Annotated in this window: 24 protein-coding genes; 13 read left to right on the forward strand and 11 right to left on the reverse strand. The window is 43.3% G+C overall.

Translation table 11 applies throughout. From position 1 onward, the window contains the following. Window positions 1-39: 39 nt before the first annotated feature. From D1614_RS21365 to rfbA, 4 genes are read right to left on the reverse strand one after another with little or no spacing between them, the layout of a single operon-like run. Window positions 40-1782: a phospho-sugar mutase gene (locus tag D1614_RS21365; RefSeq protein ID WP_119440030.1), complete on the reverse strand. Its 1743-nt coding sequence runs from the start codon at window positions 1780-1782 to the stop codon at window positions 40-42. 3 nt (window positions 1783-1785) lie between these two features. Next, complete coding sequence (rfbD, locus tag D1614_RS21370) at window positions 1786-2658, reverse strand: dTDP-4-dehydrorhamnose reductase (protein ID WP_119440031.1); 873 nt, start codon at window positions 2656-2658, stop codon at window positions 1786-1788. 1 nt (window position 2659) lies between these two features. After that, window positions 2660-3214 carry a dTDP-4-dehydrorhamnose 3,5-epimerase gene (gene rfbC, locus D1614_RS21375; RefSeq protein WP_119440032.1) on the reverse strand — a complete coding sequence of 185 codons (555 nt, stop codon included), beginning with the start codon at window positions 3212-3214 and terminating at the stop codon, window positions 2660-2662. A gap of 3 nt (window positions 3215-3217) precedes the next feature. Then, on the reverse strand, window positions 3218-4099 hold the full coding sequence (gene rfbA / locus D1614_RS21380; protein ID WP_119440033.1) for a glucose-1-phosphate thymidylyltransferase RfbA: 882 nt from the start codon (window positions 4097-4099) through the stop codon (window positions 3218-3220). A gap of 304 nt (window positions 4100-4403) precedes the next feature. On the opposite strand from rfbA, the gene rpsA reads away from it, so the two are divergent. From rpsA to D1614_RS21395, 3 genes are read left to right on the forward strand one after another with little or no spacing between them, the layout of a single operon-like run. After that, a complete protein-coding gene (rpsA, locus tag D1614_RS21385; RefSeq protein ID WP_119440034.1) occupies window positions 4404-6326 on the forward strand; it encodes a 30S ribosomal protein S1 in 1923 nt (640 codons plus the stop codon). 39 nt (window positions 6327-6365) lie between these two features. Continuing rightward, complete coding sequence (locus tag D1614_RS21390; protein WP_119440035.1) at window positions 6366-6719, forward strand: STAS domain-containing protein; 354 nt, start codon at window positions 6366-6368, stop codon at window positions 6717-6719. A gap of 7 nt (window positions 6720-6726) precedes the next feature. Then, on the forward strand, window positions 6727-7638 hold the full coding sequence (locus D1614_RS21395; RefSeq protein WP_119440036.1) for a ribonuclease Z: 912 nt from the start codon (window positions 6727-6729) through the stop codon (window positions 7636-7638). A 4-nt stretch (window positions 7639-7642) separates the two neighbouring features. Here D1614_RS21395 and D1614_RS21400 read toward each other — a convergent pair whose 3' ends face one another. Next, entirely contained in the window at window positions 7643-9073 is a 1431-nt protein-coding gene (locus tag D1614_RS21400) for an ATP-dependent DNA helicase (protein ID WP_119440037.1), read from the reverse strand. Window positions 9074-9164: 91 nt separating this feature from the next. On the opposite strand from D1614_RS21400, the gene D1614_RS21405 reads away from it, so the two are divergent. The 3 genes from D1614_RS21405 to rsmD are packed head-to-tail and all read left to right on the forward strand — an operon-like array spanning window position 9165 to window position 11148. Then, complete coding sequence (locus tag D1614_RS21405; protein ID WP_119440038.1) at window positions 9165-9797, forward strand: hypothetical protein; 633 nt, start codon at window positions 9165-9167, stop codon at window positions 9795-9797. Window positions 9798-9802: 5 nt separating this feature from the next. Beyond that, complete coding sequence (locus D1614_RS21410; protein ID WP_119440039.1) at window positions 9803-10618, forward strand: DUF3822 family protein; 816 nt, start codon at window positions 9803-9805, stop codon at window positions 10616-10618. After that, window positions 10615-11148 (forward strand): 16S rRNA (guanine(966)-N(2))-methyltransferase RsmD, encoded by a 534-nt coding sequence (rsmD, locus tag D1614_RS21415; protein ID WP_119440040.1) that lies wholly within the window; start codon window positions 10615-10617, stop codon window positions 11146-11148. The genes D1614_RS21410 and rsmD overlap by 4 nt, the downstream gene beginning before the upstream one ends. A gap of 44 nt (window positions 11149-11192) precedes the next feature. Here the strand turns inward: rsmD and D1614_RS21420 are convergent, their stop codons facing one another. Beyond that, complete coding sequence (locus tag D1614_RS21420; protein WP_162304594.1) at window positions 11193-11801, reverse strand: thioredoxin family protein; 609 nt, start codon at window positions 11799-11801, stop codon at window positions 11193-11195. A gap of 119 nt (window positions 11802-11920) precedes the next feature. On the opposite strand from D1614_RS21420, the gene pdxH reads away from it, so the two are divergent. Next, window positions 11921-12556, forward strand: a complete 636-nt coding sequence (gene pdxH, locus D1614_RS21425) for a pyridoxamine 5'-phosphate oxidase (RefSeq protein ID WP_119440042.1) — start codon at window positions 11921-11923, stop codon at window positions 12554-12556. Here the strand turns inward: pdxH and D1614_RS21430 are convergent. From D1614_RS21430 to D1614_RS21445, 4 genes are all read right to left on the reverse strand, one after another. After that, window positions 12553-13284, reverse strand: coding sequence for a DUF8439 domain-containing protein (locus D1614_RS21430; RefSeq protein WP_119440043.1), 732 nt, complete (start codon window positions 13282-13284; stop codon window positions 12553-12555). The genes pdxH and D1614_RS21430 overlap by 4 nt on opposite strands. Next, the gene (locus tag D1614_RS21435; protein WP_119440044.1) at window positions 13191-14294 is read right to left on the reverse strand and encodes a DNA polymerase III subunit gamma/tau; all 1104 of its coding nucleotides are present in this window, start codon (window positions 14292-14294) and stop codon (window positions 13191-13193) included. Before D1614_RS21435 ends, D1614_RS21430 begins: the two co-directional genes overlap by 94 nt. A gap of 149 nt (window positions 14295-14443) precedes the next feature. After that, on the reverse strand, window positions 14444-14755 hold the full coding sequence (locus tag D1614_RS21440) for a hypothetical protein (RefSeq protein WP_119440045.1): 312 nt from the start codon (window positions 14753-14755) through the stop codon (window positions 14444-14446). A 10-nt stretch (window positions 14756-14765) separates the two neighbouring features. Beyond that, window positions 14766-15437, reverse strand: a complete 672-nt coding sequence (locus tag D1614_RS21445) for a GOLPH3/VPS74 family protein (protein WP_119440046.1) — start codon at window positions 15435-15437, stop codon at window positions 14766-14768. A 108-nt stretch (window positions 15438-15545) separates the two neighbouring features. On the opposite strand from D1614_RS21445, the gene D1614_RS21450 reads away from it, so the two are divergent. The 6 genes from D1614_RS21450 (at window position 15546) to yajC (ending at window position 20672) form a co-directional block, all read left to right on the forward strand. Then, window positions 15546-16583 (forward strand): threonine aldolase family protein, encoded by a 1038-nt coding sequence (locus D1614_RS21450; RefSeq protein WP_119440047.1) that lies wholly within the window; start codon window positions 15546-15548, stop codon window positions 16581-16583. Window positions 16584-16657: 74 nt separating this feature from the next. After that, complete coding sequence (locus D1614_RS21455; RefSeq protein ID WP_162304595.1) at window positions 16658-17377, forward strand: rhomboid family intramembrane serine protease; 720 nt, start codon at window positions 16658-16660, stop codon at window positions 17375-17377. Window positions 17378-17473: 96 nt separating this feature from the next. Then, a complete protein-coding gene (locus D1614_RS21460; RefSeq protein WP_119440049.1) occupies window positions 17474-18787 on the forward strand; it encodes an acyloxyacyl hydrolase in 1314 nt (437 codons plus the stop codon). A 171-nt stretch (window positions 18788-18958) separates the two neighbouring features. Further along, the gene (gene nusB / locus D1614_RS21465; RefSeq protein ID WP_119440050.1) at window positions 18959-19909 is read left to right on the forward strand and encodes a transcription antitermination factor NusB; all 951 of its coding nucleotides are present in this window, start codon (window positions 18959-18961) and stop codon (window positions 19907-19909) included. Beyond that, complete coding sequence (locus D1614_RS21470; RefSeq protein WP_119440051.1) at window positions 19906-20337, forward strand: DUF1573 domain-containing protein; 432 nt, start codon at window positions 19906-19908, stop codon at window positions 20335-20337. The genes nusB and D1614_RS21470 overlap by 4 nt, the downstream gene beginning before the upstream one ends. Window positions 20338-20348: 11 nt before the next feature. Continuing rightward, a complete protein-coding gene (gene yajC / locus D1614_RS21475; RefSeq protein WP_119440052.1) occupies window positions 20349-20672 on the forward strand; it encodes a preprotein translocase subunit YajC in 324 nt (107 codons plus the stop codon). A 74-nt stretch (window positions 20673-20746) separates the two neighbouring features. On the opposite strand, the gene D1614_RS21480 is transcribed toward yajC, so the two are convergent. Next, on the reverse strand, window positions 20747-22543 hold the full coding sequence (locus D1614_RS21480) for a cation:proton antiporter (RefSeq protein ID WP_119440053.1): 1797 nt from the start codon (window positions 22541-22543) through the stop codon (window positions 20747-20749). Between the last annotated feature and the right edge of the window lie 130 nt (window positions 22544-22673).

Genomic DNA, 22673 nt, shown 5'->3' on the forward strand with positions numbered 1-22673 from the left:
TAATATGTTTTGCTCAATTCTTCTTCTGACAAAAAAGAATTACAGGCCCAACTCTTCCATAATGGCATCAATTTTTGCATCGGCCTTTTGTTCGGCCGCATCAAAATCCGCCCTGGATTCAAGCTCACCTTTTACTTCAAAATAGAACTTAATTTTTGGCTCTGTTCCCGATGGGCGAACCGAAATTTTGGTTCCTTCCTGGGTGAAGAACTGCAATACATTGGATGTAATTTTCTGATCGATCTTTTTCTCTTCTCCGGTAATCAGGTTTTTCGCCACCAGCGTTGAATAATCTTTCACCCATTCCATTGGCGAACCACCCAGTTCTTTCGGAGGGTCGTTGCGAAATTTGGTCATGATTTGCTGAATCTCTTCGGCGCCGGTTTTCCCCTTCCGAACCACGTATTTCATTTTCTCGCGCGAAAATCCGTATTCGAGGTAAATATCCTGTAAAAGTTCGTACAAACTCTTTCCCTGATCCATTGCCCACGCTGCAATTTCAGCCATTAATGCACAAGCTGAAACGGCATCTTTATCGCGCACAAAATCAGAGGGCATAAAACCAAAGCTTTCTTCGCCACCGCCAATGTATTTTTTGACGCCTTCGTTATCCCGAATTACTTCAGCAATAAACTTAAAACCGGTGTACACATCGTAATATTCGATGTTGTTGCGGCGGGCCACTTCGGCAATCATTTCAGTGGAAACGATGGTTTTCACCACAAACTCGTTGCCTTTCAGTTTTCCCTCTTTCTTCATGTTTACAATAATGTAATAGAAGAAAAGCAGGGCGGTCTGGTTTCCGTTCAGAATAACGTACTCTCCCTTATCATTTTTCACGGCCACACCAATCCGGTCAGAGTCGGGGTCGGAAGCCATCACCACATCGGCATTTATTTCAGCAGCCTTTTTAGTCGCCATTTCCATGGCTGCCGGTTCTTCCGGGTTGGGAGAAACAACCGTTGGAAAATCACCACTCACCACATCCTGCTCCGGAATGTTGATGATGTTGGTAAAGCCAAAAGCTCTCAATGCCGCCGGGATCAGTTTCACTCCCGTTCCGTGGATAGGCGTGTAAATGATCTTCATGTCTTTGTGACGCTCGATCACATCGGGAGAAATGGAAACCTTTTTCACGTTTTCAAGGAATTTGTTGTCCATTTCCTCTCCCAGTATTTCGATCAAGTCATCGGGTCCGTCAAACTTAATGTTTTCGGGTTTGATCCGGGCCACCTCGTTTACGATGTTCTCATCGTGCGGAGCAACAATCTGCGATCCATCGTCCCAATAAGCCTTATAGCCATTGTATTCTTTCGGGTTATGAGAAGCCGTCAGGATAATTCCGCTCTGGCACCCCAGTTCGCGAATGGCAAACGAAAGCTCGGGAGTTGGACGCAGGTCTTCAAACAAATAAGCTTTGATGCCGTTGGCGGCAAATATTTTGGCACTGGTTTCGGCAAACAAACGGCTGTTGTTGCGGCAATCGTGGCCAATCGCCACTTTAATTTCATCAAGCCCAGCAAAATTTACTTTCAGGTAATTGCTCAAGCCCTGAGTGGCAGCACCCACGGTATAAATATTCATCCGGTTGGTGCCAACACCCATAATTCCGCGAAGACCACCGGTTCCGAATTCCAGGTTTTTGTAAAAAGCATCTACCAATTCAGCAGGATCTTCCGCATCAAGCAGAGCCTGCACCTGTGCACGTGTTTGTGCATCGTATGTATCAGAAAGCCATTCTTTTGCTTTCGCTTTTACTTCCAGTAATTCATTCTTCTCCATAACTTATATTTTTTCCAATCTTTGTAAACAAACTTTTAAACTATCCCTCCAGTAGGGTATCCGAACTTCAAAAGTATTCCGAATTTTCGATTTATTCAACACGCTGTAATGCGGCCGTTTGGTAGGTGTTGGAAACTGATCGCTGGTTAGCGGGCTTACCTGGCACTCCACTCCGGCCATCTCAAAAATGGCCACCGCAAAATCGTACCAACTGGCAACTCCTTCGTTTGAAAAATGGTAAATACCTGGGACAAAGTTTTTGGGTTCCTTTTCCGATAAACCAATGACATCAAGGATTGCCAGCGCCAAGTCAGCCGCGTTGGTGGGCGATCCAACCTGGTCGAACACCACTCCCAACTCACCTCTTTCGCGACCTACACGCAACATGGTTTTCACAAAATTATTTCCGTAAACCGAATACAACCAGGCCGTGCGGATAATGACCGATTCAGGATTTTGTGCCTGAACATTTCTTTCACCGTCTAATTTCGTCCGACCGTAAACTCCCTGCGGATTTACGTCATCTTCTTCAGAATAAGGTTCGCAGGCATCGCCTGCAAATACGTAATCGGTAGAAATATGTATGAGTTTGATGCCGTATTTCTTTGTCACTTTGGCCAGAATACCAGGCGCCAGCGCATTTACTATCGTGGCGGTCTCAATGTCTGATTCTGCTTTATCGACGGCAGTATAAGCAGCACAATTAATCAGGAAGTCGATATTTTTACCGGCTATAAACTGATCCACCGCATTTTCATCTGTAATATCGAGATTATCGACATCTGTAAACAGAAAATCCCACTCCGGATATTCTGAACGAAGCGTTTTTATCTCGCTTCCAAGCTGTCCGTATGCTCCGCTAACTAAAATCCGCATGTCAAAAACTGAAATTCATTTGAGCCTCAACAAACAAAGGCGCTTCAAGGTCTTTCTCTGAAACAATGGACTGTTTCTCATCTACTTTCCAGTCGATGTTTAAGTTCCCGTCAAAAGGATGGATCGATCGTTCGGCTTCCTTGTTGTAAAAATTATCGCATTTATAGGTAAAAATAGCTGTTTCGCTCAAAACCGAAAAACCATGTGCAAAACCCCGCGGAATAAATAACTGTTTTTTATTTTCAGCGCTTAGTTCCACACTAAACCATTTTCCAAAAGTAGGAGAACCCGCGCGTAAATCAACTGCCACATCCAACACTGCACCTTGAATTACGCGCACCAGTTTTGCCTGTGCAAATTCGTTTAACTGGTAATGTAATCCTCGCACCACTCCTTTTACCGATTTTGATTCATTGTCCTGAATAAAAGAAGCACTGATTCCCGCTTCCCGGTAACGATCCTCCTGATACGATTCAAAAAAATATCCTCTGCTGTCTTCAAAAACCCGTGGTTCAATAATCAGCAAACCCGGAAACCCGGTCTCAATTACATTCATTGATTAAAAAGAAATAATTTGTTTTTCGGCCAGGCTCAAAAGGTACTGTCCGTATTGATTTTTACTTAAAGGTTTGGCTAATTCTATCAGTTGGTCTTTGTCGATAAATCCTTTTTTGAAAGCGATTTCTTCGATGCACGACACTTTTAACCCCTGACGCTGCTCAATGGTGGCAATAAAATTCGAAGCCTGCAGCAAACTGTCGTGGGTTCCTGTATCAAGCCAGGCAAATCCGCGGCCCAGAAGCTTTACATTCAGCCTTTCTTCCTGAAGATAAAGCCGGTTCAGATCGGTAATTTCCAGCTCTCCCCTTTTTGAAGGCTTTAAACCTTTGGCTTTTTTTACTACATCGTTTGAGTAAAAATACAGGCCCGTTACCGCGTAATTCGACTTGGGCTTTTCCGGCTTTTCTTCAATGCTGATCACCTTCCCGTTTTCATCAAACTCAACCACACCGTAACGTTCAGGGTCGTTTACATAATAACCGAAAACCACCGCGCCATCTTTCAGATCGGCTGCCTCTTCGAGTATCGACCTGAAATTATAGCCGTAGAAAATATTGTCGCCAAGGATCATACAAACATTGTCGTCGCCAATAAATTCTTCACCCAAAATAAAAGCCTGTGCCAGGCCATCAGGCGAAGGCTGAATTACATACGACAATTTTAGCCCCAGTTGCGAACCATCTCCAAAAAGATTTTCATACAAAACAATGTCTGTCGGGGTGGAAATAATCAGAATCTCCCTGATTCCGGCCAGCATAAGTACCGACAAAGGATAGTAAATCATCGGTTTATCGTACACCGGTATAATTTGTTTTGAAATGGAACGGGTGATCGGATACAGACGTGTTCCGGAGCCTCCTGCTAGAATTATTCCTTTCATATCTTTCAAATTGTTTTGTTCAAAAGTTATAATCTGTGTTTTAAAGTTTTCGCGGTGTATTGAAACTCCTAAGAGCTTAAACCGTTACCTAAGTATGCGAGCAAATGTACCATTTTTGAACCATTTGGCATTAAAAGTATTTGAAAGTATCTGAACTTATCTCAAATTCAGTGCACGGAAAGCTATTTTTTGAACTCAAAACCAACAAAATACGCGAAAACTTTTGCAGGGTATGAATTAAGTTATAATTTTGCGCGCGATTTTATCAATATAATGTCTAACTCATTAGTTTATTTAGAATTACATGACAGAAGAAAAGAAAGTAAATCTTGAGGAGGAAGTAAAAGAAACTCCTGTTCAGGAAGAAGCGGCAGCAGCCGTGAAAGAAGAAGTTGTTGCAGAAGCAGCGACAGAGGCAAAACCTGCTAAAGCAGCCAAAGCCAAAACAGAAAACAAGACTGAAGAATTTGACTGGGCAAGCCTGGAAGTCGGCAGAGATGCTTATTCTCAAAAAGAAAGAGGCGACCTGGAAGACCTTTACAACAACACGCTGAACACCGTTTCAGAAAAAGAAGTTCTGGAAGGAACTGTAATCTCGCTGAACAAAAGAGAAGTAGTTGTTGACATAGGTTACAAATCAGACGGTATCGTTAGCTTGAACGAATTCCGTTACAATCCGGAGTTGAAAGTAGGCGATTCAGTAGACGTTTACATCGAAAGTCTGGAAGACAAAAAAGGACAGATGATCCTGTCACACAAAAAAGCCCGTGCTACCCGTTCTTGGGAACGTGTTAACGAAGCTTTGGAGAAAGACGAAATCATCAAAGGTTACATCAAGTGCCGCACAAAAGGTGGTATGATCGTGGATGTATTCGGAATCGAAGCATTCTTACCAGGATCGCAAATTGATGTAAAACCTATCCGCGACTACGATATTTTTGTGGGCAAAACAATGGAATTCAAAGTTGTTAAAATTAACCACGAATACCGTAACGTTGTTGTTTCTCATAAAGCGCTTATTGAAGCTGAACTGGAACAACAGAAGAAAGATATTATCGCTAAACTTGAAAAAGGCCAGGTACTGGAAGGAATCGTTAAAAACGTTACTTCGTACGGTGTGTTTATGGACCTTGGTGGTGTTGACGGATTGATCCACATCACTGACCTTTCATGGGGCCGTATCAACCATCCGAGCGAAATCGTTGAACTGGATCAGAAACTGAACGTGGTGATCCTTGATTTCGACGATGACAAAAAACGTATCGCTCTTGGCTTGAAACAACTGACTCCTCACCCATGGGATAACCTGGATGCAGAATTGAAAGTTGGCGACAAAGTAAAAGGTAAAGTAGTTGTTATTGCCGACTACGGTGCATTTGTTGAAATCGCACCTGGTGTTGAAGGTCTGATCCACGTTTCAGAAATGAGCTGGAGCCAGCACCTGCGTAGCGCACAAGACTTCTTAAGCGTTGGCGACGAAGTGGAAGCTGCTATCCTGACACTGGATCGTGAAGAACGCAAAATGTCACTGGGCATCAAACAACTGAAAGAAGATCCATGGGCTAACATTGACACACAATACGGTGTTGGTTCAAAACACACTGCAACGGTTCGCAACTTCACCAACTTTGGTGTATTTGTTGAAATCACAGAAGGAGTTGACGGCTTGATCCACATTTCAGACCTGAGCTGGACGAAGAAGATCAAACATCCATCAGAATTCACTGCGATTGCTGAGCCAATTGAAGTTGTAGTTCTGGACATCGACAAAGAAAACCGTCGTTTGAGCCTTGGCCACAAACAACTGGAAGAAAACCCATGGGATGTATTCGAAACCATCTTCACTCCCGATTCAATTCACGAAGGAACTGTGGTTGAGTTGATGGATAAAGGTGCAGTTATCGCCCTTCCTTACGGTGTTGAAGGTTTTGCTACTCCACGTCACCTTGTAAAAGAAGACGGATCTTCAGTTAAACAAGACGAAAAACTGGATTTCAAAGTAATCGAGTTCAACAAATCGGCAAAACGTATCATTGTTTCGCACTCAAGAATTTTTGAAGATGTAAAACGCGCTGAAGAAACTGAGAGTCGTAAAACTCAGTCACGTTCGAACAAACGTGCGATGAAATCAGTAAGCGACAACATCGAAAAAACAACTCTTGGCGACATTAGCGAGTTGGCTGCTTTGAAAACTCAAATGGAGCAAGAAGAGAAAAAAGACAAGTAAGCAGTTGGTTATTTCAAACTGAATTTCGTAAATTGAAGCATGGCGTTCGATATTCAGAAATGCGGAACGTATACTTTGGTAAAAGTACACGCCGACAGATTAGATACCAACAATGCACCAGACCTTAAATCGGAATTGGTTCTTGTCAATAATGAAGGTGAAAAAAACATTGTTCTCGACTTAAGTAACGTTACTTATTGCGATTCTTCGGGACTGAGAGCAGTTTTGGTAGCCAACAGGCTCTGTGAAGATGCCATAGGAACATTTATTCTATGTGGCCTTCAACCTGATGTGGAAAACCTGGTTAAAATTTCGATGCTGCACACGGTTCTGTTAATTACAGATACCGCGGAAGAAGCCGAAAGATTACTGGAGAAGAAGGATAACCTGTAGAGCAGCAATGTCTTTCGAACTGACCATATTGGGAAGTAATTCAGCATTACCAACTTCGAACAGATATCCAACAGCCCAGGTACTTGAAGTACCTGGGTTTTGTTTTTTGATCGATTGCGGGGAAGGTACGCAAATTCAGCTAAGACGTAACAAGATCAGTTTCAGCAAGATCCGGCATGTTTTCATCTCCCATCTTCACGGGGATCATTACTACGGATTGATTGGGTTAATTTCGACCATGAACCTGATGGGAGTTAAAAGCGACTTGCATATTTATGCCCATTCTGAATTAAAAACCCTGATTCAGCCACAGCTCGATTTTATTCGTGGCGATATGACGGTTAAGCCCATATTTCACCCGCTTAACTTTAAAAAGCCTCAACTCATTTTTGAATCGAAGAAAGTAGAGGTACTTTCATTTCCGGTGAAACACAGTATTCCAACCTGCGGCTTTCTTTTCAGGGAAAAACAAAAACCGGCGAATATCCGGAAAGATATGATCAAGGCCTACAACATTCCCATTGCCGCCATCAAGGATATTAAAGCCGGTGCTGATTTTACAACGGCAGAAGGACAGGTTATTGCCAACGTCGACCTTACCATTCCCGCATCCAAACCAACTTCCTACGCTTTTTGCACCGACACGGCTTTTTACCCTGCTAATGCGAGTATTTTAAACGGAGTTGATTTGCTGTACCACGAAACAACATTCCTGGAGGAACTTAAAGAGCTGGCCCGCAAAACACTTCATTCCACCACAAAAGAAGCCGGTGAAATGGCCACACTTTCCGGTGCAGGAAAACTTTTGATCGGGCATTTTTCGGCCCGTTTTAAAGACATTTCGCGTTTTGTGGAGGAAACCAGGGAGGTGTTCCCCAATACAGAAGCAGCCATTGAAGGACGCAAATACACGATCTGAAACACTACTCCATTTCGTCGAAGAACCCCTTGTCAAAATTTACCAGGTACAGTTTTTCCGTTGGCCGGGTAAAAGCGGTATACAACCAGCGATAGTATTCGGTATCGAGCATATCCTCTACCAGGTATCCATGATCGACAAAAACCGCTTTCCACTGTCCGCCCTGAGCTTTGTGACAGGTAAGCGCATAGGCATATTTCACCTGCAAGGCATTAAAATACGGGTCTTCCTTGATCTTCTTCCAACGTTCCCGCTTGTTTCGTATCTCCATGTAATCTTCCGAAACAGCCTCAAATAAACTCCGGTTTTGTTCGTTCGAAAACGAAGCCGTTTCAATTGTTAATGTATCCAGAAAGATCTTACAGTCAATTTCAACATTTTCGTAGTCAACAAATCGTAAACTAACATTGACAAAACGGAAACCGTACAGTTCTTCGTAACCGTTTATTCCAATAATTTCAGCAATGTCGCCGTTGGCTATAAATTCAATTCCTGAATCAGGCGTTGCCCAGAAATAGTTATTCTTTACCACCATCAGCAGATCGCCTTTCTCTATTTCGTTCTCTTTGTACAAAATAGAACCTCTGATCCCCTTGTTAAAAATATTTGCCCGCTTGTTGGAACGCGTGATTACCGTGGTTTCAAACAAACCGTATTTATCGTAACAGGTAGTAAGCGTTTCAATCAGTTCTGCACCCGATATTCTTGCAACATCATCAAACCCGTCCATTTGTATCGGAAAAAAACCTTCAAAATCGGGAGTATCTCCAATAATGCTTCTTAATTCGGTAGCATTGCTCAATATCCCCGAATCTTCGGCCTGCCTGACTACATCGGTAAGTTCTATTTCCTGTATACCAAAACCATAGTGTTCCAACTCGGCGGCTTCCAGTGCCGGACTAATGCTTAATCCCACAGGAGGCAGCTGAGCCGTATCTCCTACCAATATCAGCCGGCAATTCACTCCCGAATAAACATATTCCAGCAAGTCATCCAGCACCCGCCCACTGCCAAAAAACGAGTTTTCGCCCAACTCGTTAGAGATCATCGAGGCTTCATCCACAATAAAATAGGTGTTCTTAGACAAATTCTTATTCAACACAAACCTTCCCATTCCATCCGAGGATGTTTGTTGCCGGTAGATGGTTTTATGAATTGTGTAGGCAGGTTTGCCTGTGTATCCCGCCATAACTTTGGCGGCCCTGCCGGTTGGGGCCATCAATACCGAACGTATTTTGAGTACATCCAAAACCTGCGTCAACGCATGCATCATGGTTGTTTTTCCGGTACCCGCATAGCCTTTAATCAATAATAACTCATCGGGTTCGTTGGAAGTAATAAAACCAGCCAAAACATCGATTAAAAGCCCTTGGCTTTCCGTAGGTTCAAAAGGCAATTTCGAGGTAAGAAGATTTATCAGGTGATTTTTGATCATACGCCTAAAATAACTTTTTGTAAAGGAAACTAATTTGTTTTTTTTTATAAATTTGCAGGCAAACGAAAAATGAACCTATAAAAAAATAAAAATGAGAACCGTAATTCAGATCTTGCTGGTTGTTGCTGCAGTTGTTATAACATATTTTATTTATCAAAGTGTTCAGCGCCCTATTGAATTTGATAAGGCCAAGGAAGCGCGTTATGCTGTAACTATCCAGAAGCTTAAAGACATTAGAAAAGCCCAAATTGCTTATAAAGATGTGTATGGAAAATTCACAGGAAGTTGGGATACCTTGGTTAACTTTGTTGCACACGACTCAGTACGTAACGTAAGAGCCATCGGAGAATTGACCGACAGTATGATTGAAGCAAAAATTACGGAAAAGAAAGCCATCCAGATGGGGTTGATCATTCGTGATACTGTTAGAGTGAGCGTTATTGAAGCACTTTTTGGAGGCAACTACGACGCCAACAGCTTACGTTATGTTCCGGTTCCGGGTGAGCCAACTGAATTCCATTTGGCACAAACCATTCTTACTACAGGTTCAGGTATCAAAGTTCCGCTTTTCGAAGCAAAGGCACATAACAATGTTATTCTCCGCGGACTTGACGAACAACTGATCATTAACATGAACGACCAGCGTCGTACCAACGATAAATATCCCGGATTAAAAGTGGGTTCACTGGAAGAAGCTAATAACAACGCAGGAAACTGGGAATAAATCACATGTATGACTATTTAAACGAATCTTTTCGTAACGAAGAATCATTACAATACATATTATCCATTCAGGTTAGCCTGAATGGATTTTCTTTTTGTATCCGAAAAGCAAACGACAACAGCCTGCTGGTTTTCAAACATACTGATCTGAAAATAAGCAACGAACAACTCGTCACCAGAAGACTGGAAGACTGGATACACGAAGAAGAACTTTTACAGAAAAAGTACAAAGCACTGGAGCTTATTTGGATGGGGCCCCATTTCACCCTGCTACCGGACAATCTGAATGATGAGCAAATCTTTTCAGATACAATTCGAATGCTATTTCCGGTGCAAACAGAGGAATATGCAGTTTCAGTAGCCGAACAACTGAATGCCCGCTTGCTTTTTCTGCTGCCACCTGAACTGAAACGTTTCCTGAACGACCACTTTGAGTCTTTCCAAATACAGCATGGAGTAGAAAACCTGCTCCGCCCAAACGAGAAAGACGCACAGGAAAAACAAGTTCGCCTCTTGTTTGACGAAAAAGAATTGTACGTTATTTATTTTGATGAAGGACAGTTGAAGCTGTGCAATGCCTTTAGCATAAAACACGCAAACGATGCCGTTTATTACATCTTAACCGCATTGAAACAATTCAAGGTTACGCCCAAAAATATCGCAGCTTACCTCGCCGGCAAATCCGTATTTCTAACGGCTTCCTGCGAGATGCTTGAGAAATATTTCCGCTCAGTGGATTACTTTGCTCCCACAGCCAATGAAACCAGCGGATTGGATCAAAAAACCATTTCAGAATATCCTTGTTTATTTAACGGAAAATGAGAATAGTTGGAGGAAAATACAAAGGAAGGATGTTTCATCCCGGGAAGAAGTTTAAAGCGCGGCCAACCACCGATGTTGCCAAGGAAGGACTGTTCAATATTCTGGAAAACCGTTACGAGTTCTCCACCAAGAATGTGCTCGATCTTTTCTCCGGAACCGGTAGTATGGGCTACGAATTTGTCAGCCGGGGCAGTAAACAGGTAACACTGGTTGAAAGTGACTTTATTCATTACAAGTTTATCCTGCAAGTTCTGGAAACGCTGGAAATTGAAAATGCCCGGGTTTTTAAAGCCGATGTATTCAAATTTCTAAAAAAATCACACGACTCATTCAACATTATTTTTGCTGATCCTCCATTTGATCTGCCCGCATTTGAGAAAATTGTAGATGCCGTACTTTCAGCCGGAATATTGGCCTCCGAAGGTGTTTTTATCCTGGAACACCCAAAAGAATACGACTTTAGCTCACACCCGGATTTTCGGGAAATAAGAAACTACGGAAAGGTTCATTTTAGCTTTTTTGAAAAATAAAAGCCCTCAACCTTTGCTGAGAGCTTTTTCAATTTCCAATCCACTTAATCCAGTTTCCGTTTAATGCTGCAGCCAACGGGTTTGGTTTCCTTGGTGGCTACTTCTCTGCCTTCCGACAAACTGAAGATAGCATCCTTTAAATAGGCCTGTTTAACATCGTCTGCGCTGTCGTAGTTATCATCAATGGCACCTTTGTAGGCCAGTTCAAAATCTTTATTAAAAAGAAAAGCATGAGGCGTTGTCTGCCCTCCGTAAGCATTCGCAATCTGCGACTCTTTATCTACCACATAGTAAAACCGGTAGTCTTGTTCTTTTGCTTTCTTCTTCATGGCCTCCATCGAATCTGCTCCATCCCTGTTTTGGTAATTTGAGTTCAGCACAATCATGCCCACCTTGTTTTTATCGGCCCAGGCTTTCAGATCGTTGTACCTTCCCTCCCATTTCATTACAAACGGACAGGTATTCCCTGAAAACAGAACCAACAAGCCATTTTCCTTTTTCACATCGTTCAGCGAAACCTCTTTCCCGGTAACGTCAACCATTTTTACATCGGTCAGAACAGCCTTATCTCCTATTGAAAGCTTTCCCATTTTGTTCCCTGCGTAGCTTGAAACCCCCACCAGCAGCATTATAAAAACCATTAACTTCTTCATAATCTCTTGCATTAATTAAACACTTAGTTGTCTGTATTTCAAACAAGCAGCTACAAATATTGGTTCATGCGGTAAACAAAAACCGGAGTGAGGGGTTTCTTGGTTGAAAACTGTACGAGATGAAACTGGATTCGATAAGAAGAGACTATAAAAAGGCAGCACTTACCAAAAAAGAGGCAGCGCCTGATCCCATTCACTTTTTTTCGCAATGGATGAATGAAGCACTTGCGTTGGAATTGCCGGATGCCACTTCCATGGCCCTGACAACGGTTGGAGAAGATGGCTTTCCCCAATCGAGAATTGTACTGCTGAAAGATTTTGGCAACGAAGGTTTTACCTTTTTTACCAATTACCACAGCGAAAAAGGAAGGGCCATTGCGCAAAACCCAAAAGTCAGCCTTCATTTCTTTTGGGCGGAACTGGAAAGACAGATCCGAATTACCGGGATGGCAGAAAAAACAGGGGAGGAAGTTTCGGAACAGTATTTTCACTCGCGCCCGCTCGACAGCCAAATTGCAGCAGCTGTTTCGGCACAAAGCACCGAGGTACCTTCACGTGCTTACCTGGAAGAAAAATTTGCTGAAATGAAAAATCGTTTGGACGGCGCCGATCCGAAGCGTCCCGAACACTGGGGTGGTTATTGGGTGCATCCCTTGAAATTTGAATTCTGGCAAGGCCGCGCAAACCGGCTACACGATCGCCTTGTGTACGAAAAGCAAGCCGAGAACTGGATCATCAAACGATTGGCTCCCTAAAAATCGAGGTTCAGCGTTTTCTTCAAAAGTGCCAGGTTTGGATTTTTTTCGGCCATGGCCTGGTATTTTTCAATGTCGGAATAAATAATTTTTTCGCGTTTAATTTCCGTTACAAGAGTTTTCAGGTTGATGTTGGAATTACGAAGCTCCTTTCTGAGGTAAGAAACAAGTTCGGGACGAATTTCGGCCAGCATCTCGTCCTGGATCCGGTTATCAATTTCCAGCAGCAACGAAAAGTCATCCAGAATTTTTGGCAGCACCGATAAAGTAGCTTTTATACTCGGACGGTCTTCAACCCGGGGCAAAAATGCGTCCCACTTTTCTTTTAACTGTTCTTCAGTAAAAGGGTTGGTCTCTCCGGCTTTCGAATAAAGTTCGTGCTGTTCTTTGGCTGAAATTTGCTTTTCATCGTCGAATTCGCCCTTTAAGGCCCGCTTGATAGAGGGGGTACTCAATCCTCCGTTTCTTCGTTTTACAACCCGGGGGGCAGGCTGAGATGAATTAGCCTCTGCTTCCCTGGCAACCGGAGCCGCTACAGGTTTGGAAGCGGGTTTGGATGCCGGTGTTACCGGAGCTTCTTCTTTGACATCTACACCGGTAAAAATAGGTTCCAGAATATCATCCGGACCGTCAGCTATTTTTTTTTTAAGGTTAGCTGTGCTATCCTGATAAGGGCAAGCTCGATAAGAAGGCGTTTGTTCTGGCTCACTTTGTAGCTCATGTCGCACTCGTTGGCAATCTGTAAAGCTTCCAGCAGAAAATCGCTGTTGGCAATCATGGCCTGTGCCTTGTATTTTTCCTTGATGTCTCCGCCCACTTCCAGCAACTGAACCGTAACCGCGTCTTTGCACACCAAAATATCGCGCAGGTGACTGCTTAATCCGGTAATAAAATGATGCCCGTCAAAACCATGATTCAGAATGTCGTTGAAGATCATCAACACTTCCGTTACATTGTTTTTCAGGAATTCATCCACCAGGCGGAAATAGTAATCGTAGTCCAACACATTAAGGTTGGTAATCACATCTTGGTAGGTAATCTTCTTTCCGGAGAAACTAACGATCTGGTCAAAAATAGAAAGTGCATCACGCATGGCACCATCGGCCTTCTGCGCAATAATATTTAAACCGGCACTTTCCACTTCCACACTTTCGCTTTTTGCCACGTATTCAAGGTGAGTGGTTATTTCAGCCACTCCAATACGGTTAAAATCGAAAATCTGGCAACGCGACAAAATCGTTGGAATAATCTTATGTTTCTCGGTGGTAGCCAAAATAAAAATGGCATGCTTGGGTGGTTCTTCCAGTGTTTTCAGAAAAGCGTTAAATGCCGCCGAAGACAACATGTGAACCTCATCGATGATGTAAACGCTGTATTTTCCCATTTGCGGGGGTACCCGCACCTGGTCGGTCAGCGTTCGGATATCATCCACCGAGTTGTTCGAGGCCGCATCCAGTTCATGAATATTAAACGAGCGGCTTGTGTTAAAAGCCTTGCACGATTCGCATTCGTTGCAAGCTTCGGTATCCGGAGTAAGATTGGTACAGTTGATCGTTTTGGCAAAAATACGCGCGCAGGTAGTTTTTCCCACACCACGCGGACCACAAAACAAATAGGCATGAGCCAGCTGTTTGCTCTTAATGGCATTTTTTAGTGTTCCGGTAATGGAAGCCTGTGCCACCACTGTTTCAAATGAGTCTGGTCTGTATTTTCTTGCTGATACGATGAAATTCTCCATAATGTGCACCCTGCTTTGCGGATGACCAAAGATAACCAAATATGCCTTGAAACAGCCGATTTTTTATTAACACTTTCCCGACAACTTCCCAAGCTTCTGAATTCAAAACAATTAGACAACACACCCCGAATATTTCGCAAAGCGTGCCTTTATTTATTGAAAAATTTACCCGGCTTTTCCTCTTCGTGTGGCACTTTTCCGTGAATATTTCCCCCCCGCCATTCAGTCCGCGTATTCTTTCGTTTAAAGTGAAGATTTCTCTTTTTATCGTGTTGAAGTTCCTGTCTGAAATACTCAAGCGAATACAGAGGAATAAATATCAAAAAGAAAATGACCAACCCGCCAACTATGACCGGCTTGGCGTTGTGTTCCGTAAAAAACTGGATAAAGACAGCCACGGCCTTCACCAAAAGGACACCCGGCCCTGTTGTCATTAATACAATCTTTTTCAATTTTGTCATTTCCCTGTTATTATGATGTTGAACCGGCAACTGCCGACGCTGCTGCGGCAGAAGCAGCTACCGCCTGGGCAGCAGAAATTGCATCCTGAACAGCTGAGGAAACCGGGTTACCAACCATCAGCATTTTTAGGCGCTTTTTTGCTTCCCTGCGTTTACTGTTTTCTGAATACAACCGGTACAACAATCCTCCCGGAACCAGGAACGACAGTAAAATCAGCTGCTCTTCTTCACGTGTTCCTTTTATGATCAGATTCCGAATTTCTGTTTCCAGGCTTCTTAATTCCTGCGAATTAAGCACAAAAGGCTTCTTCCATTTAAAGAAAAGAAAGTGTTTGTCCTCCATGCGAATCAACCGCTGATCGAGCAATCCCTTTTGAACTTCTCCCCGGATGTATTTTAATGAAAAATAGAATTTATTGATCCACCGGGATATCTTTCGCGGACTTTTTGTCTCACTCATTCTTAACAGGAGGAAACGGTGCAGTTCATTCTCAGTTTTTGTGTCCAACACCACAATACGCTTGTTTTCGAAGCGTATTTTCTTCTGCACGTAAAGTTCCATAAACAAGGCGCCCAGCACAATGTAATCAAGCGCAGAATAGCAATGTGGGCTAATTCCGCCCTTTTCAGGACGAATAGCTAAAAAATATAGTTTTTGCGCAAGTGGAAGTGACGTTTCCATTTTTAATTGATTTTGATTTTTTCTTACTTTATGCGTATTAAAAACACCAGCAAAAATTACAAATAAACGTGTTTATTTCAAACAAACATTCTTTTTAACACCAGCATCATGACGATTAGAAAAGGATTTGCAAGCGATAATAATTCGGGGATCCACCCCGCTATTTTAAAGGCCATTGAAGCAGCTAACCAGGGCCATGTTACAGGTTACGGAAACGACCCGTATACAGAAAAGGCAGTGGAACTCTTCAAAGAACGATTTGGCGACAACACCGAGGTATTTTTTGTTTTTAACGGAACCGGCGCCAATGTTCTGGGTTTATCAACGGTTACCCAAAGTTATCACTCGATTATTTGTGCCGAAACGGCGCATATCCAGGAAGACGAATGTGGCGCCGTGGAAAAGTTCACGGGATGCAAACTGATTCCGGTGGAGCCTGTACAGGGAAAAGTAACTCCAGAGGCGGTACTCCCCCATTTGAAAGGTTTCGAATTTGAACACCACTCTCAACCCCGTGTCATTTCTATTTCGCAGGTAACAGAAATGGGTACGGTGTACCAACCCAACGAGATTATCGCGCTGGCCGATTTGGCACACAAACACAACATGTTTTTACACATGGACGGCGCACGACTCTCTAATGCAGCTGTAGCGCTGAATCTTGATTTCAGGGCTTTTACCCGCGACTGTGGGGTAGATGTACTCTCGTTTGGCGGCACCAAAAACGGAATGTTGTCGGGAGAAGCTGTACTGTTTTTTAACCCGGAACTGACAAAATACACCAAGTACATTCGCAAACAGAGTATGCAGTTGTATTCTAAAATGCGATTTGTGGGAGCACAGTTCCAGGCCTATTTCAAGGATGATTTGTGGAAGCAAAATGCCAGTCATTCCAACCGAATGGCGCAACTTTTAGAAAGCGAAGTGGCTAAAATTCCGGAAATAAAAATTACCCACCCTGTAGAAGCAAACGGTGTTTTTGCCATCGTCCCTCCAAGGATTGTTGAACCATTAAAGGAACAATTCTATTTTTACATGTGGGACGAAGCACGCAGCGAAGTGCGCTGGATGACTTCGTTTGACACAACCGAAGATGAGATTCATGATTTTGTGAAGCTGATAAAACAATTACTAAAAAACGAGTAGAAGCTTTTTAGCCGATGTTTTCTACAGATGCATCTGCAGAGAAAATTGCGAAAAAAACTAATCCAAAAGTAAAAATGAGTTTGTTCCGATACTATCCAAGCAACCCGACAAAGCTAGACACCGAAGTGGAAAAGAAGATTTTTATTCACAGTCTTCTTTTTCCGGCGGCTTTTGTTTTGTTGATGTGGATCGTAAAACTGGTTGAAGTTACCGCTGGCCTCGATTTCACGCGTTACGGTATTTTCCCCTTGCATACTGACGGATTAAAAGGCATTTTGTTGGGGCCGTTCATTCATGCTGATTTTAGCCACCTGATTTCCAACTCTCTCCCATTTTTCATACTGGGCTTTATGCTGGTTTATTTTTACCGGCGCATTACCTATCAGATTTTCTTTTTGTTGTATGTATTATCGGGGGTAAGCACCTGGCTGATAGGGCGCGAAGCCTGGCACATAGGCGCAAGTGGCGTTGTTTATGCGCTGGCGGCTTTTCATTTTGTAAGCGGAATTATTCGCAGCGATGTACGGTTGCTTACGCTGTCGGTGGTGGTGGTGTTCCTGTATGGCGGACTGGTGTGGGGACTGCTTCCTATTCGTCCCGAAATATCGTGGGAAGGGCATTTGTCGGGAGCCATCTGGGGAGTTGTTCTGGCTTTTTATTACCGAAGGTACACCATCCGGCGCGAAAAATTCGACTGGGAAGAAGAAGAAGAGGAAGAAGATTCATCCGATCCTGACCCGGAAACAGACGAAAGCAAATCAGCCGACAGTAATTCCCTTCATTCTGTTCCTTAACTCAAGAGAATTAAACATTATCGTCAATAAATAAAATGTATATTTGTCGTTCATCGAATTCGGCTCCGGGTTTGGACAGACTGATTAACAAAGAATATGAAGGGCAACAAATATTTTTTAAAACTGGTATTTACCTGGGGGCTTTTGCTTTTCGTATTTCTTTTTTCCAACGCACAGGATTCCGGACTGTTTAGCAGCCCGGCAAACAACCACCACACTTCGGTTTTTCACTCCACTGTTCCCGGCAAGTCCTCATCTGCTCCGGCGCTTGACTCGTCCCTGTTTTCGACTCCCCTATTGCACAGGCTTGAAGTGGAAATCCGCCCCGGTTATATTTTGCCTACCAATCCTTTTCTGAAAGGAGAAAACAATAGCGGAGATCCCATCTGGAGTTCATTTTCACAACACCTGAAATATTCTTTTCGTTTTTATCCGAATACTTATACCGACAAAATTTACGGGGCTGCTTACCAGGGAATTGGATTTGCTCACTATCATTTGGGACAGGCTGAAGAACTGGGTAGTCCGTTTATGTTCTACCTGTTTCAGGGAGCGCGAATCAGCCAAATCAATCCCAAACTGTCGTTAAATTACGAATGGAATTTTGGCTTGTCGTTTGGGTGGAAACCCTACGATTTTGAGTTTAATCCCAACAACACGGTGATCGGGTCAAAATCAAATGCCTACATCAATACCAACTTTTATTTTAGCTGGATGTTGTCGCGCAAACTGGATTTTAACGCCGGTGTTGCGCTCACTCATTTTTCCAACGGAAACACCAAATTCCCGAATGCAGGCCTAAACACTGTGGGAATGAAAGCCGGACTGGTTTACAACTTCAACCGAAAAAATAATTCACATACGCCGTCTTCTCAATTATCGATTCCGGACTTTCCGCGACATATTAGTTACGACCTGGTATTGTTTGGCTCGTGGCGGCGAACCGGCGTAGACTTTATGGATGCCCAGGTGGCATCGCCCGAAGCTTACCCCGTGCTGGGATTTTGCTTTGCTCCCATGTATAATTATGGCTATAAACTCAGACTGGGAATTTCGCTCGACGGGTTTTACGATGGCAGTGCCAATGTTTACACGCAGGATTATATTGCCGGTACCGAGCAACAATTTTTTAAGCCTCCGCTCAACGAGCAGCTGGCATTGGGGCTATCCGGCAGGGTGGAATATGTGATGCCCTATTTTACGGTTGGACTGGGGCTGGGTAAAAATGTGCTTTGCAGCGAAGGCGACATGCAGGCGCTTTACCAGATACTCGCCCTCAAAGTTGAAATCACCCGAAGCTCCTTTGTGCACATCGGTTACAGCCTTCAGGACTTTCACACACCCAACTTTTTGATGTTGGGGCTCGGCTTCAGGCTAAACAACCAATACCCCACGTTTTACAGGAAATAGCCCATTCAATTCACCCTCAACTCTTTCGTTCAAACGGCAAAATTCAGCACGGGAAATTTGGTAACACTTATTTCACAATTCTTTTAAGTTTTACTCAATACAAAAACAAGTTTATTGGTATTCAAAAAAAGGTGTAATTTTGCAGAAAAATATACCACGAAGTTCATTAGAATGATTAGTAGAAGGATTATCCGTACCAAGGTGTTACAAGTGTTGTACGCCTATTACTCGACAGAGGAGAAATCAATCAACACCACAGAAAAAGAACTCTTTTTCTGTATCCACAAGGCCTACGACCTGTATCACTACCTGTTTTACCTGGTAATTGAGATTGCGGATTATGCCGAAAACAGGATCGAAATTAAAAAGAACAAACATCAGCCGACTTACGAGGATCTGCATCCGAACACCAAGTTCATTTCGAACCAGGTAATTGCGCAGTTGCGCAGCAACCGCCAGCTGAACACGTATTTAGATCAGAAAAAACTACACTGGAAAGACAACCCGGAGCTGATCAAGGAATTGTACCTGTTGATGACCGACTCGGAATCGTACAATGGTTACATGAACGACAAAACACGTTCGTACCTCGACGACCGCAAATTCATCGAGAAACTGTTTAACAAGGTAATCCTGGTTTCGGAAGACCTGTACAATGTGCTCGAAGAAAAAAGCATTTACTGGAACGACGACGTTGAGTTTGTTATCTCGATGATTACCAAAACGCTGAAACGTTTCCACGAACTGACGGATGCAGACCAGAAACTGATGCCGCTGTTCAAGGACGAGGAAGACCGCCAGTTTACAAAAGACCTGTTTCGCAAGTCAGTTTTGAACCACAATGAACTACGCGAGCTTATCAAGGAGCACTCGAACAACTGGGACGTTGACCGTATTGCATTCATGGACATCCTGATTATGCAGCTGGCCATTACCGAATTTCTTTATTTCCCGACGATTCCGACCAAAGTGTCGCTGAACGAGTACATTGAATTATCGAAATTCTACAGCACCGAAAAAAGCCGGAATTTCATCAACGGCATCCTGGACAAAACGCTGAAAGACCTGAAACGTACCGAAAAAGTGAACAAAGCCGGCAGAGGATTGATCGGGGAAGAATGAGAAACATCGCAGGCATACTGATACTAATACTCGCTGTTTCGTGTTCGCCGGGAAAGAAACGGCAAGACAAAACCAGTGACCAATCAGTGGCAGATAAACAAACAACGATAGTTTTTGATACAGATGTTTATGATTTCGGAACCTTGAAAGCCGGTGAAATGGTGGTGTGTACCTTTACATTTACCAATACCGGCACCGCTGATTACCGGATCGAAAACATTGAAACAGAGTGCGGATGTATTGAGGTACAATTTCCGCAGGAGGCCGTAAAACCGGGGCAAAAAGGGAATGTAGAGGTTGAATTCGACTCTTCAGGAATGGTTGGCCGCGAATACAAGACAATTGAAATTCATGGAAATAGCAAGGAATTAAAACATTTAGCTATTTTTGCCCAAGTCGAAAACGATTTATTGAAAATTAAATATTAAAAAATTACGACATGTTGAATAGTATTTTGTTAATGATGCAACCCACCGAAGGTGCGGAAGCAAACCCACTGATGAGTTTCCTCCCCCTGTTGCTGATCATTGTAGTATTTTACTTTTTTATGATCCGTCCACAGGTAAAACGCCAGAAAGAAACCCGCAAGTTTCGCGAGTCGCTGGCTAAAGGCGACAAAGTAGTAACTACCGGAGGTATTTACGGCAAGATTGCTGAAGTGAAAGAAACGCATGTAGTTCTTGAAATTGCAAAAGACGTTGAAATCAAAGTGGATAAAGCAGGTATCATTAAAGACATGAGCGACGCTCAACCACAACGCTAGTAGTATTTGAAGCATAAAAAAACAGGGTTGATCAGAAAATGATCAACCCTGTTTTTTTTATCCAGAGAAGCTTCTTACTTAACCTGCTGCAGCATTATTACCTTCTCCCCGGGACTTAGAAGATCATCCGCATGAAACGGCCGCATCATTCCCTCATCGTTTTCGATAAGTACAGGTAAAAAATTGTCGCTTATTCCCGACCTTCTCATCCATTTATCAGCTGCTATTTCATCTTTAATGGCAGCGCTGCTTTCGCTTACCTCGTGGTGCGTGATCTTATGTGCCCAGTCGTCCATCACCACACTGGAAGAAAACAATATTTGTGCATTGGATTTCTGCAACACCTCGTCGCCGATTTTTGACTCCGGCTCTGAAACAGCCACAAAAATTCCGGGTACCAAAAACGATTTATGCAACAATTCTCCGGCACGCAGGTTTACCTGGCCGTTGGCCGTGAGCCCCATAAACAAGGCAATATTTTCAGGAGATGATTCTGCCAGCACATCTTCGTTTAATGCGTTCCCGTGAATACAACTGAACCCTTGTTCCTGCGCCTGAGTTACCAGTTCCAGGTTGTTATCGATCAAAGTAACCGGTTGCTTTTTCGCAAAATATTTGGCCAGCAACAAACTTAAAGGATTCACGCCCAGAATTAACACTCCGTTGCGCTGATCCATGTACACCAGTTCGCCACGTTTGCGCAGCCAATTTGTTGTCCAGCTCAGTAAAACCGGCACTGTTAGCGTGGTAAATATGGCCATAAATACCAGGATCGAGAAAATGGTTTTGTCGATGATTCCCATTCCCAAACCAATCTCGGCAATGATGATCTCAACGGCTCCCCTTCCGTTCATTCCGGTACCAATTGTCAGGCCTTCGCGCCAGCCATTTCTGGAAGGCAGATAAAACAATGCAGTTCCAACAATTTTCCCGACAATTGCCAGGCCGGTAATCAGCAACAATAAACCAAGGTCGGTTCTAAACACCGAAACATCTACAAAGAACCCGGCCGACACAAAAAAGACAGGTGCCATAAACCCGATGGAAACATCGTAAAAGGCTTTGTTGAGTTCTTTGGAAACATTTTTGGGGAAAAGATTCCCTTTCAAAAACAGCCCGGCCATAAAGGCTCCCAGGATGCTGTGCATTCCTGCCAGTTCGGCGAGCTCGCAATACCCAAATGTAACAATCAGAATAAGCGTAAAAAACGTGGTGCTGTTGTTGATCTTCGATTTTGAAATGTAAGTTCCCAGGCGCGGAAGCAAAAACGACCCGACCGCAATGGTCACCCCAAAGAATGCCAGTATTTTCGAACTGATAATCAACAGTTCCTTTATGCTGACCACATTGGTTTCCGCAAAATTTGTGATACCCGAAAATATCACAAGTGCCAGTGTATCCGAAATTAAAGCGCCGGCCATCAATACATAAGCAATACGCGTATTCAGTAACTTTAAATCAATCAGAATGCGGCTTTTGGTGGCCAGCGAAGTAACCCCAATGGCAATGGCCACAAACAACCCGGAAATGGGAGTTCCGCCATAGGCAACAATGGTGAAATACCCCAGCACAAAAGGGACAAAAAATCCACCAATGGCAGCCAGCAATCCGGGCCAGGATGCTTTTTTCAAATCATGAAAATCGATTTCCATGCCAATGTAAACCATCAGCAAAATGATCCCGATCTCCGATAAAACCTTGATTGACTCCGTGTATTCCAGAAAGCCCAGCATACTGGGCCCGAGGATGATCCCAATCAGCAGTTCTCCCAAAATAGCCGGATACCCTATTTTGCGTATCAACAAACCGCCCATGTATGCTGAAAGCAAAACGGCGGCAATATTTAAAATGTTAATGTGAAATTCTTCCATAAATGTTAGACCTTTACTACCCTTCCCACAATATAAGAAAATTCCGCAATTAAGACATGGAGGTACGATTTAAGTTTTACATAATTTTTTCAGAAAAAAGAACAAACAAAAAGGGTTGACCACTGCAAGT

This window comes from Maribellus luteus (assembly GCF_003576475.1).
Taxonomy (GTDB): domain Bacteria; phylum Bacteroidota; class Bacteroidia; order Bacteroidales; family Prolixibacteraceae; genus Draconibacterium; species Draconibacterium luteum.